The sequence below is a fragment of the Serratia sp. BNK-33-b genome (assembly GCF_048684565.1).
GTDB classification, from domain to species: Bacteria; Pseudomonadota; Gammaproteobacteria; order Enterobacterales; family Enterobacteriaceae; genus Serratia; species Serratia marcescens.
Window position 1 is genome coordinate 4182387 of record NZ_JBLQTZ010000001.1, and the last position, 16765, is coordinate 4199151.

Sequence of the window (16765 nt, forward strand, 5' to 3'; positions counted from 1 at the left end):
GAAATTTTTAACGCCAGCCTACAAATTCACTGAATAAAAAAGGGCGCTGCATCTGCAGCGCCCTGGCGTAGGCATTCTCGCGCGGTTACTTACCGATACGCGCGTGCATTTCCTGCACCGATGTAACCTGCTCGGTCGGATCCGCTTTCAGCGCCATCGCGGTGGCGAAGCCGCCGTTCAGCGTGGTGTCGTAGTGCACCTTGTACTGCAGGGCGCTGCGGCGAATCAGCTTGGAGTCCTCAATCGCCTGACGGCCTGCCGTGGTGTTGACGATGTAGGTGTACTCGCCGTTCTTGATACGGTCCTGAATGTGCGGACGCCCTTCGTGCACCTTGTTGACCAGGCGCGGGTTGATGCCCGCTTCGCCCAGCACCACCGCGGTGCCGTGGGTCGCGTCCAGCTCGAAGCCCTGCTTCAGCAGGCTGGCGGCCAAATCGACCACGCGAGCCTTGTCGCCTTCGCGCACCGACAGCAGCGCGCGGCCCTGTTTCTTCATGCCCGAGTTACTGCCCAGCATCGCTTTGGAGAAGGCTTCCGCGAAGGTGCGGCCCACGCCCATCACTTCCCCGGTAGAGCGCATTTCCGGCCCCAAAATCGGGTCGACGCCCGGGAATTTGTTGAACGGCAGCACCACTTCTTTCACCGAGTAGTACGGCGGGATGATCTCTTCGGTCACGCCCTGTTCAACCAGCGTTTTGCCGGCCATCACGCGCGCGGCCACTTTGGCCAGCGGCACGCCGGTCGCTTTGGAGACGAACGGCACGGTGCGCGCGGCGCGCGGGTTGACTTCAATCAGGTAGACTTCGTTGTCCTTCACCGCGAACTGCACGTTCATCAGGCCGCGCACCTGCAGCTCGAACGCCAGTTTTTCCACCTGACGACGCATCACGTCCTGAATTTCCTGGCTCAGGGTGTACGCCGGCAGCGAACACGCGGAGTCGCCGGAGTGCACGCCCGCCTGCTCGATGTGCTCCATGATGCCGCCAATCAGCACGCGTTCGCCGTCGCAAATGGCATCGACGTCCACTTCCACCGCGTCGTCCAGGAAGCGATCCAGCAGCACCGGCGCATCGTTGGATACGCTGACCGCAGTCTGGAAGTAGCGGCGCAGGTCGGTTTCGTCGTAAACGATTTCCATCGCCCGGCCGCCCAGCACGTAGGAAGGACGCACCACCAGCGGATAGCCGATGGCCGCCGCCTTCTCCACCGCCTGTTCGATGGCGGTCACGGTGGCGTTGGCCGGTTGCTTCAGGCCCAGACGGTTGACCGCCTGCTGGAAGCGCTCGCGGTCTTCGGCGCGGTCGATGGCGTCCGGACTGGTGCCGATAACCGGCACGCCTGCGGCTTCCAGCTCGCGCGCCAGCTTCAGCGGAGTCTGGCCACCATACTGCACGATCACGCCTTTCGGCTTCTCGATGCGCACGATTTCCAGCACGTCTTCCAGCGTTACCGGCTCAAAGTACAGGCGGTCTGAGGTGTCGTAGTCGGTGGAGACGGTTTCCGGGTTACAGTTGACCATGATGGTCTCGTAGCCGTCTTCACGCAGCGCCAGCGAAGCGTGCACGCAGCAGTAGTCAAACTCAATGCCCTGGCCGATGCGGTTCGGCCCGCCGCCCAGCACCATCACTTTCGGCCGGTCGTTCGTCGGATTGGACTCACACTCTTCTTCATAGGTGGAGTACATGTAGGCGGTGTCGGTGGCGAATTCCGCCGCGCAGGTATCCACGCGCTTGTACACCGGGTGCAAACCGTAGCTGTGGCGCAGCTTGCGAATTTCGCTCTCGGCGACGCCGGCCAGCTTGGCCAGGCGCGCATCGGCGAAGCCTTTGCGCTTCAGGGTGCGCAGGAACTCTTGGTTCAGGCCGTTGATGCCCGCCTCGGCAACCTGCTCTTCCAGGCGCACCAGCTCTTCAATCTGCACCAGGAACCAGCGGTCAACGTTGGTCAGGTTGAACACGCCGTCAACTGACAAACCGGCGCGGAAGGCGTCGGCGATGTACCAGATGCGGTCGGAACCGGCGTCTTTCAGCTCGCGGCGAATTTTGGTCAGCGCTTCCGGATCGTCCAGGCTCACTTTCGGGTCGAAACCGGTGGCGCCCACTTCCAGGCCGCGCAGCGCTTTTTGCAGCGATTCCTGCTGGGTGCGGCCGATGGCCATCACTTCACCGACCGACTTCATCTGGGTAGTCAGGCGATCGTTGGCGCCGGCGAACTTCTCGAAGTTGAAGCGCGGGATCTTGGTCACGACGTAGTCGATGGACGGCTCGAACGACGCCGGGGTGCGGCCGCCGGTGATGTCATTCATCAGCTCATCGAGGGTGTAACCCACCGCCAGCTTGGCGGCGATCTTGGCGATGGGGAAGCCGGTGGCTTTCGACGCCAGCGCCGAAGAGCGCGATACGCGCGGGTTCATTTCGATGACGATCAGGCGGCCGGTTTTCGGGTTGACCGAGAACTGCACGTTGGAGCCGCCGGTTTCAACGCCGATCTCACGCAGCACCGCCATCGAGGCGTTGCGCATGATTTGGTATTCCTTGTCGGTCAGGGTCTGGGCCGGCGCGACGGTGATCGAGTCGCCGGTGTGGATGCCCATGGCGTCGAAGTTTTCGATGGAGCAGACGATGATGCAGTTGTCGTTCTTATCACGCACCACTTCCATCTCGTACTCTTTCCAACCGATCAGCGATTCATCGATCAGCAGCTCGTTGGTCGGCGACAGGTCCAGGCCGCGTTCGCAGATCTCTTCGAACTCTTCGCGGTTGTAGGCGATGCCGCCGCCGGTGCCGCCCATGGTAAAGGAAGGACGGATGATGCACGGGAAACCGACGTCAGCGGCCACCGCCAGCGCTTCTTCCATGGTGTGCGCGATGCCGGAACGCGCGGTATCCAGACCGATTTTCTTCATCGCCACATCGAAACGGCGACGGTCTTCGGCCTTGTCAATCGCATCGGCGGTGGCGCCGATCATGGTAACGCCGAACTCGGCCAGCACGCCCTGGCGCTCCAGCTCCAGCGCGCAGTTCAGCGCCGTCTGGCCGCCCATGGTCGGCAGCACCGCATCCGGGCGCTCTTTTTCGATGATCTTGCGCACCACTTCCCAGTGGATCGGCTCAATGTAGGTCGCGTCGGCCATCTCCGGGTCGGTCATGATGGTCGCCGGGTTGGAGTTGACCAGAATGACGCGGTAACCCTCTTCGCGCAGCGCTTTACACGCCTGGGCGCCCGAGTAGTCGAACTCACACGCCTGGCCGATAACGATCGGACCCGCGCCGAGGATCAGGATGCTTTTTATGTCTGTACGTTTTGGCATTTTTTACTGCTCCTGATTATTTGGCGTTAGAACGGTAAGTCTCAATCAGTTCGATAAAGTGATCGAACAGCGGCGCAGCGTCGTGCGGGCCTGGGCTGGCTTCCGGGTGGCCCTGGAAGCTGAACGCCGCCTTGTCGGTGCGGTGAATGCCCTGCACCGTATGGTCGAACAGCGATTTGTGCGTCACGCGCAGGTTCGCCGGCAGGTTGTTTTCATCTACCGCAAAGCCGTGGTTCTGCGCGGTGATCATCACGGTGTTGTTGTCCAGATCCTTCACCGGGTGGTTGCCGCCGTGGTGGCCGAGCTTCATCTTCATGGTTTTCGCCCCGCTGGCCAGCGCCAGCAGCTGATGGCCCAGGCAGATGCCGAACACCGGAATGTCGGTTTCCAGGAACTGTTTGATGGCGGTGATGGCGTAGTCGCACGGCTCCGGATCGCCCGGGCCGTTGGACAGGAAGATGCCGTCCGGATTCATTTTCAGCACCTCGTCGGCCGGGGTCTGCGCCGGCACCACGGTCAGGCGGCAGCCGCGATCCACCAGCATGCGCAGGATGTTGCGCTTGGCGCCGTAGTCGTAAGCCACCACGTGGAACGGCAGTTCCGCGGCGGTTTTGGCTTCGGGCAGGTCGCCTTCAAGCGTCCAGCTGCCTTGCTGCCAGCTGTAGGCCTCTTGGGTGGTGACCTCTTTCGCCAGATCCATGCCCTTCAACCCCGGGAAACCTTGCGCCTTGGCCAGGGCCAGCGCGGCGTCCGGCGAATCGGCGGCGATGATGCAGCCGTTCTGGGCGCCCTTCTCGCGCAGCAGGCGGGTCAATTTGCGGGTATCGATATCGGCGATCGCCACGATGTTGTGACGCTTGAGGTAGTCGGACAGGCTTTCTTCGTTGCGGTAGTTGCTGGCGATCAGCGGGAGGTCGCGAATGACGAGGCCTTGGGCGTGTACTGCGGAGGATTCTTCGTCGGAAGCATTGGTGCCGACATTGCCGATATGAGGATAAGTAAGAGTAACGATCTGGCGGGAATAGGAAGGATCAGTGAGGATTTCTTGATAACCGGTCATCGACGTATTGAAGACCACTTCCCCCACTGCCGTTCCCTCTGCCCCGATGGCCCGACCGTGGAATTGGGTTCCGTCTTCCAGAACCAATAGCGCTGACTTTATCAAAACACCCTCCAAGGAATAATCAATCACAATATTTGCATATTAATTCAGATATCGCGATCTAAATCAATGCAAAAACCGTCCGCGAGGCCAATTTTTGGCAAATTGGGCGCATTTTAATGATGAGTGCCTGGCTTGTCTACCCAAACTGCCGTTTTTTGTTTTATTTTTGCAGTTCTCGGCGCGCATGCGGCTTGAGCGCCGATAAAAACACAGAAAACCGGGGCTGGAAAACGGTTGCGGGGAAGAATGATGGAAAACGGCGCCGGAATGGGACAAAAAAGACGCTAAAAAAGCCGAGAGTGGAAAAAAAGGAGATAATTAGCAAAGTAAATATAGATAAATAACATCTTTGACAATAAAACAAAGCCAACATGATATTTATCATGTTAAAAAAAAGGACAATAAAATTATTGCCCGATTATCATAGCATTATGATCAATACAACCACATCACGATGGTATGCAAATCAATTATAACTGGTCCAAATTCAATACATCTCGCATATCAAACAAACCTTTATCCCGGTTATGCAGCCAGGTCGCCGCGCGTACCGCGCCGCTGGCGAAAGTCATGCGGCTGGAGGCCTTATGGGTGATTTCCACCCGTTCACCGATGTCGGCGAACATCGCGGTGTGCTCGCCGACGATGTCGCCGGCGCGAATGGTGGCAAAGCCGATGCTTTTCGGATCGCGTTCGCCGGTATGGCCTTCGCGCGCATAGACCGCACAGTTTTTCAGATCGCGCCCCAGCGCGCCGGCGATCGCTTCGCCCATGGCCAACGCCGTGCCCGACGGCGCATCCACTTTGTGGCGGTGGTGCGCCTCAACGATTTCGATGTCGGTGTAGTCGCCCATCACCTGCGCGGCCTTCTCCAGCAGTTTCAGCACCAGGTTGACGCCGACGCTGAAGTTGGCGGCGAACACGATGCCGATGTGCTGCGCCGCAGCGCGGATCGCCTGCTTGCCGGCGTCATCGAAGCCGGTGGTGCCAATCACCATCGCCTTGTGGTGCGCCACGCAAAAATCCAGGTAGCTCCGGGTGCTTTCCGGGCGGGTGAAGTCGATCAAAATGTCGAACTCGCTCGCCACTTTCTCCAGGCTGTCGCTTACCTTAACGCCCAGCGCGCCAATGCCCGCCAGCTCGCCGGCATCGATGCCGATCAGGCTTGAACCCGGGCGCGACAGCGCCGCGCCCAACACCACGCCTTCCGCCTGCTGCACCGCCTGGATCAACTGACGGCCCATCCGGCCGCCGGCGCCCGCAATCGCAATGCGGATTTGTGAATCACTCATGCTTGCTCTCTTCTTGATTTGACGCCTATCCCATTAGGCTATCGATTCAGGGTAACTGCCCCGCTTCAGCGTCGCCAGAGGATTCATTTCATAATTAGAAAATTATGATATTCCCCCGCTTTTATCAGCGGCGCTGTCGTGAGATTAACATTCAACCGATTTGGCGGCCTGCGACGATTGTACATAATCATGCAGTTTCCATGGCAAAAAAATGCAGAAAAAAGGCGCCGAAAACGGCGCCTGGGGAAAGGATCACAGCGTGGTCAGGCGGTAATGGCGGCCACTTCGTTGGCGATCGCCGTCAGCGCATCGTGGCGGGCATAGTCCTCACGCACCAGCGCTGCGCGTTGTCGATAGATCGGCTGCTGCAGAATGCGCGTCGCCGCCGCCAGGATCTGTTCAGGGCTCGGCGTGCTGGTGTGCAGGCTGATGCCGCAGCCGGCGGCGACCACGCGCGCGGCCGCCTCCAGCTTGTCTTCGCCCGTGCCAGCGACGATCAGCGGCACGCCGCTGTTCAGCGCATAGTTGATCGAACCGTAACCGCCATTGGTGATCAGCAGCGCCGTCTCCGGCAGCCAGCGTTCGAAGGAGATGAACTCGCGCACTCTGGCATTGCCCGGCAGCGCGTCCATCAGGCCTTCCGTCGCCCGCCCGCCGGTGGTGGCCAACACCCGCACCGGCAGATGCGCCAGCGCTTGCAGCGTCGGCACGATCAGCTGATGCAGATCGACATTGGCCAGCGTGCCCTGAGACACGATCACCAGCGGCCGATCATCGTCTGCCTCCCACAGCGTTTCTTCCGCCGCCGGCTGGCCGCCGCTGCGCAGCGGGCCGACGAAGCGCACGCCGCTCGGCAGATCGTCACGCTCATATTCCAGCGCCGTGGTGGCCAACTGCAGGAAACGCTCGCAGCCGCCGATCAGCGCGTCGGTGAACGGGCGATTCAGCGGCCGCCCGCCGGCCTGCACCAGCGCGGCATCAAAGCTTTGCTGCACCTCATCAAGCAACACCCGCGTTTCTTCATCCACCAACTGCTCACGGGTCAGCGCCCGCGGCAGCAGCGCCGGCGGGATGCGCGGGCCATAGAAAATGGCGTCGCGCGAAGAATACGACAGCGGCGTGACGCCGATCCCGAAGACCGGCGGCCGTTCGGCGGACTGCAACAGCGGCAGCACGCCGTAGAAGCAGTTCTCCACCATCAGCAGATCGGTCTTTTCGGCGGCGATGGCCGCACGCAGCTGACGATCCAACAGTGGGATCGGCGCGGCGAAGAAATCTTTCAGCGCCAGCGCCATCTGCGCGTTGCCCGGCGGCAGCGCGGCGCGCTCGGGGAAATGCTCCTCCAGGTGGCGATAGTCGAAATCCACCTGCGCGTCGAACGGCACGAAGCTCGCGGCCACCGCCTCGGCGCGTTCGCGGAACAGCGCGCCGGTCATCACCCGCACCTGATGCCCTTGGGCAATCAGGTGGCGAGCGATGGCCAACATCGGGTAAACGTGCCCCGGAGTGGCGACTGCCGCCATCAATATCCTTGCCATAATGCTCCTTTACGCTTCTGCGTTAGCCGGCTTCAGCGCCAGATTGGCGCACACCGGGTTGCTCTGAATATGCACGCGCTGCAAATGACGCGCGGAACGGGCGGTGAAGCCCTCACGCCCATGCAGCAGCGAGAAGTTGTCCGCCACCACCACGTCGCCCTGTTGCCATTGGTGGGCATAATAGTGACGCGGATCGTACAGATGCTGCTGCAGAGTGTGGTGGAACTGTTCCTGCTGCTGCGCCGGCACGCCGTGATATTCCAGCGCATGTTGATTGAGGAATTTTTTCCCTTCCGTCGGCGGTTCATTGTAGCGCATGATCAATCCTCTGCCGTTCGGGTGCTGCACCACCAGCGGCGAACAGACTTCACCGCCGTAATGCACCACCTGCTTGATGCGGTAGGTGATCGAGACCGACAGCCACTGATCCAGCAACGCTTCGTCCGCATTGGCCAGCAAGCGCGTGGTGTCGACGAAGGTCGTGCACCCGCCTTCGTCCGGCGACGGCGCCGCCACGCAGTGGAACAGCTGGAACTCGGGAATAGTCGGCTTATACATGCCATCCCAATGCAGCGGGACGTAGCTGCTGTCGAAAATATGATCCTTGGCGTCCGGATGTTCCTTCACGTCCAGCACCGCGCCAAACGGCCACATCATGATCTCGCCCCACTGCTCGGCGTAGCGAGTCAGGACTTCCGGCTCGCTGAAACCGGAGTCGAATCCGCGCAGCACCAGCAAGTGATGCTCCTGCGCCAGCGCCCGCAGCGCTGCCACCGGCAGTTCGCCGATCTTTTGCCCCGGATGCTGCGGCGTCAGGATCGCGCCAAACGGGGTATTCGGTTGAATATGGCAATTAAGCGGTTGGTTATTCATCGGTGATTCTCCTTGCATCGAATGTGCTGCTCACACGGCAACGTGCCGTCAAAAACGCGTCCGCCAGGATTTCGGGCGCAAAAGCCTGCAGCGGCCTCAGGCCATCTGCGGTTGTTCGATCAGGTAATGGCTCGGCGTGCCGCGGATCTCCACCAATTCGCCGTCCAGGCTCTGCGCATCTTTACGCTTCATCAGCACGAACTGGCCGTTCACGTTGGCTGCCACGCCATGCCACGGCGTCAGCCAGTCGTCTTTGGTCGGCATCATGTGGATGCCCATTTTCAGGCTGTCGACCGGCTGCGGGTGAATCGACAGGCGGATCGCCGCCGGGAAATGCTGCGCCAGCAGATTGCCCCAGGCCCAGCTGCGCTGGATCACTCCGCAGGCGCGCTGTTTGGCGTCTTTCTGCAGCGCGGCGTTGGAACCGCTGTAGCCCGGCAGTTGGCTGTCTTCATACAGGAAGCGCGTGATGGCGCGGTACAGCAAGAGGCCCTGTTCGTCCTGCATCAACTGCTGTTTGATCGCCTCTTCCGATTCGGCATAGCCCTCCACCAACAGTTGGCGCAGCAGATCGTAATCATCGGTATGTTCGGCCAGGCCTTTGACGTCGCCGAGGTTGAATACGCTGAGATGCGTCGCGCCCACTTCATGCAGCAGGTTTTCAATTTCGCGCTGATAGTGGTTGATCGCTTCGTCACTGACGCGGATCAGATCGCCGAACACGTGGCCATCGGAGCAGATAACGATATGCGCACCCGGCGGGTAGTAGAGTTGAATGCGCTGGCATAGCGAGTTGAGGAAGATCAGCGACAGCCGCTCCGCCATGTCCGGCACCGCGCCGATCACCTTGTTGGTGTTGGGCGACTTGGTCGGGAAGGCCGGCAGCACGAATTCGATACGTTGCTCGTTTTCGATGAATGCCCGAATGCGCGGCAATTGCACCTGAGTGACCCGCCGTTCTTCTTCAGCGATCGAGGTGTCGTCGCCGGGGAAACGGCGGCGGTATTGCAATAATTCACGTAGGATCTTTAACGATATTTCTTCTTTCTGAGCGCTGTCCACAATGAGCTCCTGTTACGATGTGGTGCGGGAGTATTATTGATAAGCGCAATAAGATTTATCAAAAAGAGAAAAAATCTCTGCAAAATAATAATCAGCCCGTCGTTTATATGCTTCAGGCAATATAGAAGAGATGATGCTATATTATTAGCCCGTATAATTCACAATCTTGGTTAAGTTGTGCTTAACAAACTATGAGCAATATTTTAAAACGCATGGCCATTTTCTCAAAAGTGGTCGATTGCGGCGCATTCAGCATGGCGGCAAAAGAATTGGGCATGACGACCTCCGCCGTCAGCCAACATATTCGCCAGCTGGAGGAGCATCTGGGCATTCAATTACTGTTGCGATCGACGCGTTCATTGAGTCTGACCGAAGCAGGATTGTGTTTTTATGAAGATTGCCTGCTGATGATCCACGCTGCCGAACGTGGCCAACAACGGATCGCCGCGCTGCGCGGAGAGCTGGTCGGCGAACTGCGCGTCGCCACCTCCACTGAATTCGCCACTCACTATCTGGTGCCGGCGCTGCAAAGCTTTCTCGACGAGCATCCTCGGCTCACGCTGCGGCTTGAGATCCACGATGAGAAGATAGACCTGATCGCGCAACGCATCGATCTGGCGATACGCGGCGGCGTGCTGGCCGATTCCAGCTACGTTTCCACGCGGTTGGCCCGCTGCCGCGAAGTGTTGTGCGCCTCACCGGCCTACCTGGCACACCACGGCGTGCCGGATTCGCCGCAGGCGCTGACCCATCACCATTGGGTCACCTTTACGCCGCTCGGCAACCCACAGTTTGTCCGTCTTATCCATCGCAACGGCGATGAACACCGCATGCGCATGACCGGGCGTTTGTTCACCAACAGCGGTATGGCGATGAAGGAGTTGGCGTTGACCGGCAAGGGCATCATTCGCAATTTCTTCGCCAATGTTGAACGTGAATTGCGCAGCGGTGAGCTGATTGAAATATTGCCCGATTGGCGCTTACCGGAAATTAATTGCTACGCCATTATGCCACGTAGGGAGATCCAGCCATTAAAAGTCAGACGGTTGCTGGAACATATGAAACTCTATTTGCAGGAGAAGGGATTAACCGACGTAGAACATATTCGGCAGGAATAAAATAAGAAACATCTGCAACATCCATTATTGTAATTATTGTAATCACTTTACCAACACCGGGCCTATTTAGATTGCAGCCTAATGATATTCTTATTAATGACTTTTCGCCAGCCTATATAATTAACCACACCGACGTTATTTCAAATACTCAGAATAAATTTGACTTTAGTTAGCAGAAAATTTGAATATGCATGGAGTGTTATTTTTTACGCGGCTCGCTTTCCAAAAAAAAACGGGAAGCCTAAGCCCCCCGTTGTCATTCACTCACGCACATCAGTCAATCTGACGGACGTCCACGCGCAATTCTTTCGGCACTTCGAACACGATGTTCTCTTCGCGCCCGCTGATTTCATGCACGTCCAGGCCGCCCAGCGCTTTCAGGCGGGAGATCACCTCCTGCACCAGCACGTCCGGTGCCGAGGCGCCGGCGGTAACGCCGATATTGCGCGCTTCGCTCAGCCAGCTTTCCTGAATATCCGCCGCCGAATCGATCAGATAAGCCGGTTTGCCGACGCGCTGCGCCAGTTCCGCCAGACGGTTGGAATTGGAGGAGTTCTTCGACCCCACCACCAGCACCACGTCCGCATCGCCGGCCAGATTGCGCACCGCTTCCTGACGGTTGGTGGTGGCGTAGCAGATATCATCCTTACGTGGCCCGATAATATTCGGGAAACGCTGACGCAACGCGTCGATCACGTCCGAGGTATCATCCACCGACAGCGTAGTCTGCGTCATGAAGCACAGGTTGTCTTCGTCTTTCACCCGCAGCTTCCACACGTCTTCCGGCGACTCGACCAGGTACATGCCGCCCTGTGGGTTGCTGTACTGGCCCATGGTGCCTTCCACCTCCGGATGCCCGGCATGGCCGATCAGGATCGCTTCGGTGCCGCGGCGGCTGGCGCGCGCCACTTCCATATGCACCTTGGTCACCAGCGGACAGGTGGCGTCGAACAGCATGGTCAGATCGCGCGCCTTGGCTTCGGCGCGCACCGCCTGAGAAACGCCGTGCGCCGAGAAGATCAGGATAGAGCCGTCCGGCACTTCGGCGATCTCTTCGATAAACACCGCGCCGCGCTCACGCAGGCTGTCGACCACGTAGCGGTTGTGCACCACTTCATGTCGCACGTAGATCGGCGCACCGTACAGCTCCAGCGCACGTTCCACGATGCTGATCGCACGATCAACCCCGGCGCAGAAGCCGCGCGGGTTAGCCAGCAATATTTGCATGCGTCTCCTCCTGCTGCGGATCGATCTCCAGCACTTCGATGTCGAAGGTCACCGGATGGCCCGCCAGCGGATGGTTGAAATCGACGGTGATTGAATCCTCCGCCACCGCGCGCACCACGCCCGGCATTTCGCTGCCGTCGATGGCGGTAAACAGCATGATGGTGCCCACGTCCGGCACGCCGGTTTCCGCGAAGTCGCGGCGCGAGAAGAACTGGACCAGATCCGGGTTCTCCGCGCCGAACGCCGCTTCCGGCTGCAGGGTAAAGGCGCGCTTGTCGCCCGCGCGCAGGCCGAGCAGTTGCTCTTCCAGCGGCGCCGACAGGCTGCCGTCACCCAGGCGGAACAGCGCCGGTTTGCCGCTGCTGCGGGTGGATTCGGCGGTCGAACCGTCTTCCAGTTTCAGCGTGAAGTGAACCAGCACCGCGCTGTCACTGATAACCTGAGCCGTCATATTACTCACCTTTACTCTTTGCGTCTTTGTTCGCCGGCGACAAGAAACCTTCCAGCACGATCATCGCCGCGCCCACGCAGATAAAGCTGTCCGCCAGATTGAAGGTCGGGTAGTGCCAATCACCGACGTAGAAGTCGATGAAATCGACCACAAAACCGTGCCACAGGCGATCGAACAGGTTGCCCAGCGCCCCGCCGATAATAAAGGCGTAGGCGATGTTGTTCAGCTTCTGCTGTGCCGCGCTGCGGTACATCATCACCAGCAGCACCGCGACGATGGCGATGGCGATGCCGGCGAAGAACCAGCGCTGCCAACCGCCGTGATCGGCCAGGAAGCTGAACGCGGCGCCGTAGTTGCGCGCGTAAAACAGGTTGAACGACGGGATCAACGGCTGGGACTGGCCCAGCGTAAAGTTAGCGAGGATCCACTGCTTGCTGCCGAAATCCAGCGCCAGCACCGCCACTACAACCCACAGCCAACGCAGGCCGGTCGAACAAATTGGTTTACTCATCAGGCGCGAGTTCTCAGGCAAAGTTACGCTTCTCGCCGTCACCGGCGACGTTGCTCACACAGCGGCCGCAGATGTCTGCATGCTCCGCCACCAGACCGATATCGGTGGTGTAATGCCAGCAGCGCGGGCACTTCTCACCTGGCGCCGTGCTGAAGGCGATCTTCAGCCCTTTCAGCAGCTCGGAAGCCTGCGCGTCGGCCGGCGCATCCGCCAAAGGCGCAACGCTTGCCGCAGAGGTCAGCAGCACAAAGCGCAGCTCATCCTGCAGGCTGTTCAGACGCGCCGCCAACTCGCTGTCGGCATACAGCGTCACCGCCGCTTCCAGCGAACCGCCGAGGCGTTTGTCGGCACGCGCCTGCTCCAGCACCTTGTTCACTTCGCCGCGCACTTTCAGCAGCTCAGCCCAGAAAGCGTCGTTCATCGACTCGCCTTCCGCCAGCCCGAACAGGCCGTCGTACCACTCTTCAGTGAACACGTACTGCGCGCGTTTGCCCGGCATGAAGCCCCAGATCTCGTCTGCGGTGAACGACATGATCGGCGCCATCCAGCGCACCAGCGCTTCGACGATGTGATACAGCGCGGTCTGGCAGCTGCGGCGGGCGACGCTGTCGCTCTTCGCGGTGTACTGACGATCCTTGATGATATCCAGGTAGAAGGAGCCCATCTCGACCGAACAGAACTGCATCAGGCGCTGCACCACTTCGTGGAAATCGTAGTTGGCGTAAGCCTGCTCGATATCCCGCTGCGCCGCCAGCGCGCGGCCGACCGCCCAGCGATCCAGCACCACCATGTCTTCCGGCGCCACGCAATCGGTGCTCGGCTCGAACCCGTTCAGGTTGGCCAGCAGGAAGCGCGCGGTGTTGCGGATGCGGCGATAAGAGTCGGCGGAGCGCTTGAGGATCTCATCGGACACCGCGATCTCGCCGGTGTAATCGGTCGACGCCACCCACAGACGCAGAATGTCGCCGCCCAGCTTGTTCATCACGTCCTGCGGGCTGACGGTGTTGCCGATCGATTTGGACATCTTGCGGCCCTGACCGTCGACGGTGAAGCCGTGGGTCAGCACTTCCTTGTACGGCGCCTTGCCCTTCATCGCGGTGGAAATCATCAGCGATGACATGAACCAGCCGCGGTGTTGGTCGGAGCCTTCCAGATACATGTCGGCGCCGTGGCCGTTGAATTCAGGACGCACGTCGACAACCGAGGCGTGGGTGGAACCGGAATCGAACCACACGTCCAGCGTATCCGGCACTTTCACGTAGTCGGCGGCTTCCGCGCCGAGGATGTCGGCCGCGTCCAGATCCCACCAGGCCTGAATGCCGTCTTGCTCGACGCGTTTGGCCACTTCTTCCATCAGCTCAACGCTGCGCGGGTGCAGCTGCTCGGTCTCTTTATGCACGAACAGCGACATCGGCACGCCCCAGGTGCGCTGACGCGAGATGCACCAGTCCGGGCGGTTGGCGACCATCATTTCGATGCGCGCCTGGCCCCAATCCGGGATCCACTGCACGCCCTTGATCTCTTCCAGCGACTGCTGACGCAGGCCTTTCTGATCCATGCTGATGAACCATTGCGGCGTAGCGCGGAAGATGATCGGCGTCTTGTGGCGCCAGCAGCACGGATAGCTGTGCAGGAACTTCTCGACGTGCAGCAGCGCGCCTTTGTCACGCAGCAGATCGACGATCAGATCGTTGGCCTTGAAGACGAACTTGCCGTCCAGCAGCGGGTAGGTGCCGGTCAGGTAGCAGCCGTTCGGCCCTACCGGGTTGGCCACTTCCAGGCCGTATTTCTGGCCGATCACGAAGTCGTCCGGGCCGTGGCCTGGCGCGGTATGCACCGCACCGGTACCGGCGTCCAGCGTCACGTGCTCGCCGAGGATCGCCGGCACGTCGAAGTCCATGAACGGGTGTTTGAAGCGCAGCAGCTCCAGATCGGCGCCTTTGCAGCTGCCCAGCACGGTCCACTCGGTGATGCCGGCGCGCTTCATCACGCTTTCCACCAGTTCAGCCGCCAGGATCAGGCACTGGCCGTCAACCTGCACCAACTGATAGGTGAAGTCCGGGTGCAGCGAGATCGCGCGGTTGGCCGGCAGGGTCCACGGGGTGGTGGTCCAGATAACCAGGGAGATGGCGCCGCTGAAGTGGCTCACGCCGAACTTGGCCGCCACGGCAGCCGCGTCGGCCGCATGGAAGCTCACGTCGATCGACGGCGAAGTCTTGTCGTAGTACTCCACTTCCGCTTCCGCCAGCGACGAGCCGCAGTCGGTGCACCAGTGAACCGGCTTGGCGCCTTTCAGCAGGTGGCCGTTGCTGATGATCTTGCCCAGCGCGCGGATGATGTTGGCTTCGGTTTTGAAATCCATCGTCAGGTACGGACGATCCCAGTCGCCCAACACGCCCAGGCGAATGAAGTCCTTCTTCTGGCCTTCAACCTGCTCGGCCGCGTACTCGCGGCACTTCTGGCGGAACTCGGCCGCCGTCAGCTTCTCGCCCGGCTTGCCGTACAGTTGCTCAACCTTCAGTTCGATCGGCAGGCCGTGGCAATCCCAACCCGGCACATAAGGCGAGTCGAAGCCGGCCATCCCTTTCGACTTGATGATAATGTCTTTGAGAATCTTGTTAACCGAGTGACCAATGTGAATGCTGCCGTTCGCATACGGAGGGCCGTCATGCAAAATGAAGGTTTTTTTGCCCTTTTTGGCAGTACGAATAATCCCGTACAGATCCTGTTCATACCAACGTTGCAGCATGCCAGGTTCGCGCTTGGCGAGATCGCCGCGCATCGGGAACCCTGTTTCCGGCAAGTTCAGGGTATTCTTGTAGTCACTCATGAGATTCTCGTTTCCGTTTTCGGCTATTTACCCGTCACACTTCAAGCTGCATCTTTGTCGGCCGCCCTTTCTCACCCGAATCACTTGCCTGTGCAAGCTCATCGGGGTTCGCGCGGTTGCCGCCGCGATGCGGCTCGAATTGTTTAGGGTAAACGATTAAACCAGTGTTTTTAACCCGAAGAACTTCCGGGCCGTCACCACATCATTGGCGATTTGCTGCTTCAGGGCATCCAGCGAAGCAAACCGCTGTTCATTGCGCAATTTTGCGCGGAGCACCACCTCAATATGGCGCCCGTAAAGATCCATTGTGACATCCAGCAGATGCACTTCCAGCTGCTGGCGCACGCCGGCGACGGTCGGGCGCGTGCCGATATTGGCCACGCCCGGCAGCGGCTTCGGCCCCAGGCCATACACTTCCACCGCATACACTCCTTTCACCGGCGCCACCAGACGCTTGAGCGGCAGATTGGCGGTCGGGAAGCCGATGGTGCGCCCCAGCTCGTCGCCGTGCACCACGCGCCCGGAAATGCTGTACGGGTGACCCAGCAGGGTCTCCGCCAACGGCAGATCGTCCTCGCTCAGCGCGGTGCGGATCGCGGTGCTGCTGATGCGCCGCTCGCCTTCGCGGAAGGTCGGGGTGCTGACCACGTCGAAGCCGTACTCTTTTCCGGCCTGCTGCAATAGCGGAAAATCGCCCTGACGCCCGGCGCCAAAGCGAAAATCATCCCCCACCATCAGGAATTTGACGCCCAGTTTTTCCACCAGCAGCTCGGCGACGAACGCCTGCGCAGTGTTGGCGGCGAAACGCGGATCGAACTTGACGCACAGCAGGTAATCGACGCCCGCCTGCGCCAGATAGTTGGCCTTGTCGCGCAGGCGCGTCAAGCGGGCCGGCGCCTTGTCTGCGGCGAACATCTCCAGCGGCTGCGGCTCAAAGATCATGACCATCACCGGCAGCCCGAGGCGTTGCCCTTGTTGCTTCAACTGCTCCAGCAGCGCCTGATGACCGCGGTGTACGCCGTCAAAGTTGCCGATGGTGAGCACGCAACCATGGTGGCGCGCCCGGATATTGTGAATGCCGCGAATTAGCTCCATAGCTGGCTCAAAACAGTGGAAATCGGCGGATTATACCTTGTACAGCCGGTAAGGTTAACCCGCGATTGGTGCCTTTATGTAATAGACATACCATACCGGAGATAATCTGCGCGTGAAACGGCTTCGCCGCAGTTTATCCGGCGCTGCCGGGGCGATTCTCGACCGCGGCCAACGGCTTGCGCCCGCCGCGGCAAAACATTGGCGAATTTTCTCGCGAAACACTGTATTCCCAAGAGCGAAGCTGGTAAAATCCTGCGCCATCACAACGTAGCGAGTGCCGCCTGTACAAACGG

At 59.9% G+C, this 16765-nt stretch carries 12 protein-coding genes; 1 reads left to right on the plus strand and 11 read right to left on the minus strand.

The genetic code is table 11. The features are described from left to right. Positions 1-85: 85 nt before the first annotated feature. The 6 genes from carB to pvcA all read right to left on the minus strand — a co-directional run bounded on the left by carB (position 86) and on the right by pvcA (position 9240). The gene (carB, locus tag ACMGGK_RS20215) at positions 86-3310 is read right to left on the minus strand and encodes a carbamoyl-phosphate synthase large subunit (RefSeq protein ID WP_049241998.1); all 3225 of its coding nucleotides are present in this window, start codon (positions 3308-3310) and stop codon (positions 86-88) included. A gap of 16 nt (positions 3311-3326) precedes the next feature. Further along, positions 3327-4475: a glutamine-hydrolyzing carbamoyl-phosphate synthase small subunit gene (gene carA / locus ACMGGK_RS20220; RefSeq protein WP_004932920.1), complete on the minus strand. Its 1149-nt coding sequence runs from the start codon at positions 4473-4475 to the stop codon at positions 3327-3329. A gap of 470 nt (positions 4476-4945) precedes the next feature. Further along, positions 4946-5767: a 4-hydroxy-tetrahydrodipicolinate reductase gene (gene dapB / locus ACMGGK_RS20225; RefSeq protein ID WP_197758549.1), complete on the minus strand. Its 822-nt coding sequence runs from the start codon at positions 5765-5767 to the stop codon at positions 4946-4948. A gap of 263 nt (positions 5768-6030) precedes the next feature. Then, a complete protein-coding gene (locus ACMGGK_RS20230) occupies positions 6031-7290 on the minus strand; it encodes a glycosyltransferase (protein WP_420277474.1) in 1260 nt (419 codons plus the stop codon). A gap of 24 nt (positions 7291-7314) precedes the next feature. After that, positions 7315-8178 carry a TauD/TfdA dioxygenase family protein gene (locus ACMGGK_RS20235; protein ID WP_239044234.1) on the minus strand — a complete coding sequence of 288 codons (864 nt, stop codon included), beginning with the start codon at positions 8176-8178 and terminating at the stop codon, positions 7315-7317. Between the two features lie 96 nt (positions 8179-8274). Beyond that, the gene (gene pvcA, locus ACMGGK_RS20240; RefSeq protein ID WP_049300135.1) at positions 8275-9240 is read right to left on the minus strand and encodes an L-tyrosine isonitrile synthase; all 966 of its coding nucleotides are present in this window, start codon (positions 9238-9240) and stop codon (positions 8275-8277) included. 212 nt (positions 9241-9452) lie between these two features. Here pvcA and ACMGGK_RS20245 point away from each other — a divergent pair, with 212 nt between their 5' ends. After that, positions 9453-10358, plus strand: coding sequence for a LysR family transcriptional regulator (locus tag ACMGGK_RS20245; RefSeq protein ID WP_239505768.1), 906 nt, complete (start codon positions 9453-9455; stop codon positions 10356-10358). A 273-nt stretch (positions 10359-10631) separates the two neighbouring features. Here the strand turns inward: ACMGGK_RS20245 and ispH are convergent, their stop codons facing one another. The 5 genes from ispH to ribF all read right to left on the minus strand — a co-directional run bounded on the left by ispH (position 10632) and on the right by ribF (position 16472). Continuing rightward, complete coding sequence (gene ispH / locus ACMGGK_RS20250) at positions 10632-11585, minus strand: 4-hydroxy-3-methylbut-2-enyl diphosphate reductase (RefSeq protein WP_049300133.1); 954 nt, start codon at positions 11583-11585, stop codon at positions 10632-10634. Further along, a complete protein-coding gene (gene fkpB / locus ACMGGK_RS20255; protein WP_016929135.1) occupies positions 11566-12036 on the minus strand; it encodes an FKBP-type peptidyl-prolyl cis-trans isomerase in 471 nt (156 codons plus the stop codon). The genes ispH and fkpB overlap by 20 nt, the downstream gene beginning before the upstream one ends. A gap of 1 nt (position 12037) precedes the next feature. Beyond that, positions 12038-12547: a signal peptidase II gene (gene lspA, locus ACMGGK_RS20260; RefSeq protein ID WP_016929136.1), complete on the minus strand. Its 510-nt coding sequence runs from the start codon at positions 12545-12547 to the stop codon at positions 12038-12040. 13 nt (positions 12548-12560) lie between these two features. Continuing rightward, positions 12561-15377 carry an isoleucine--tRNA ligase gene (ileS, locus tag ACMGGK_RS20265; RefSeq protein WP_016929137.1) on the minus strand — a complete coding sequence of 939 codons (2817 nt, stop codon included), beginning with the start codon at positions 15375-15377 and terminating at the stop codon, positions 12561-12563. 156 nt (positions 15378-15533) lie between these two features. Further along, positions 15534-16472 (minus strand): bifunctional riboflavin kinase/FAD synthetase, encoded by a 939-nt coding sequence (gene ribF / locus ACMGGK_RS20270; protein ID WP_016929138.1) that lies wholly within the window; start codon positions 16470-16472, stop codon positions 15534-15536. Positions 16473-16765 lie beyond the last annotated feature (293 nt).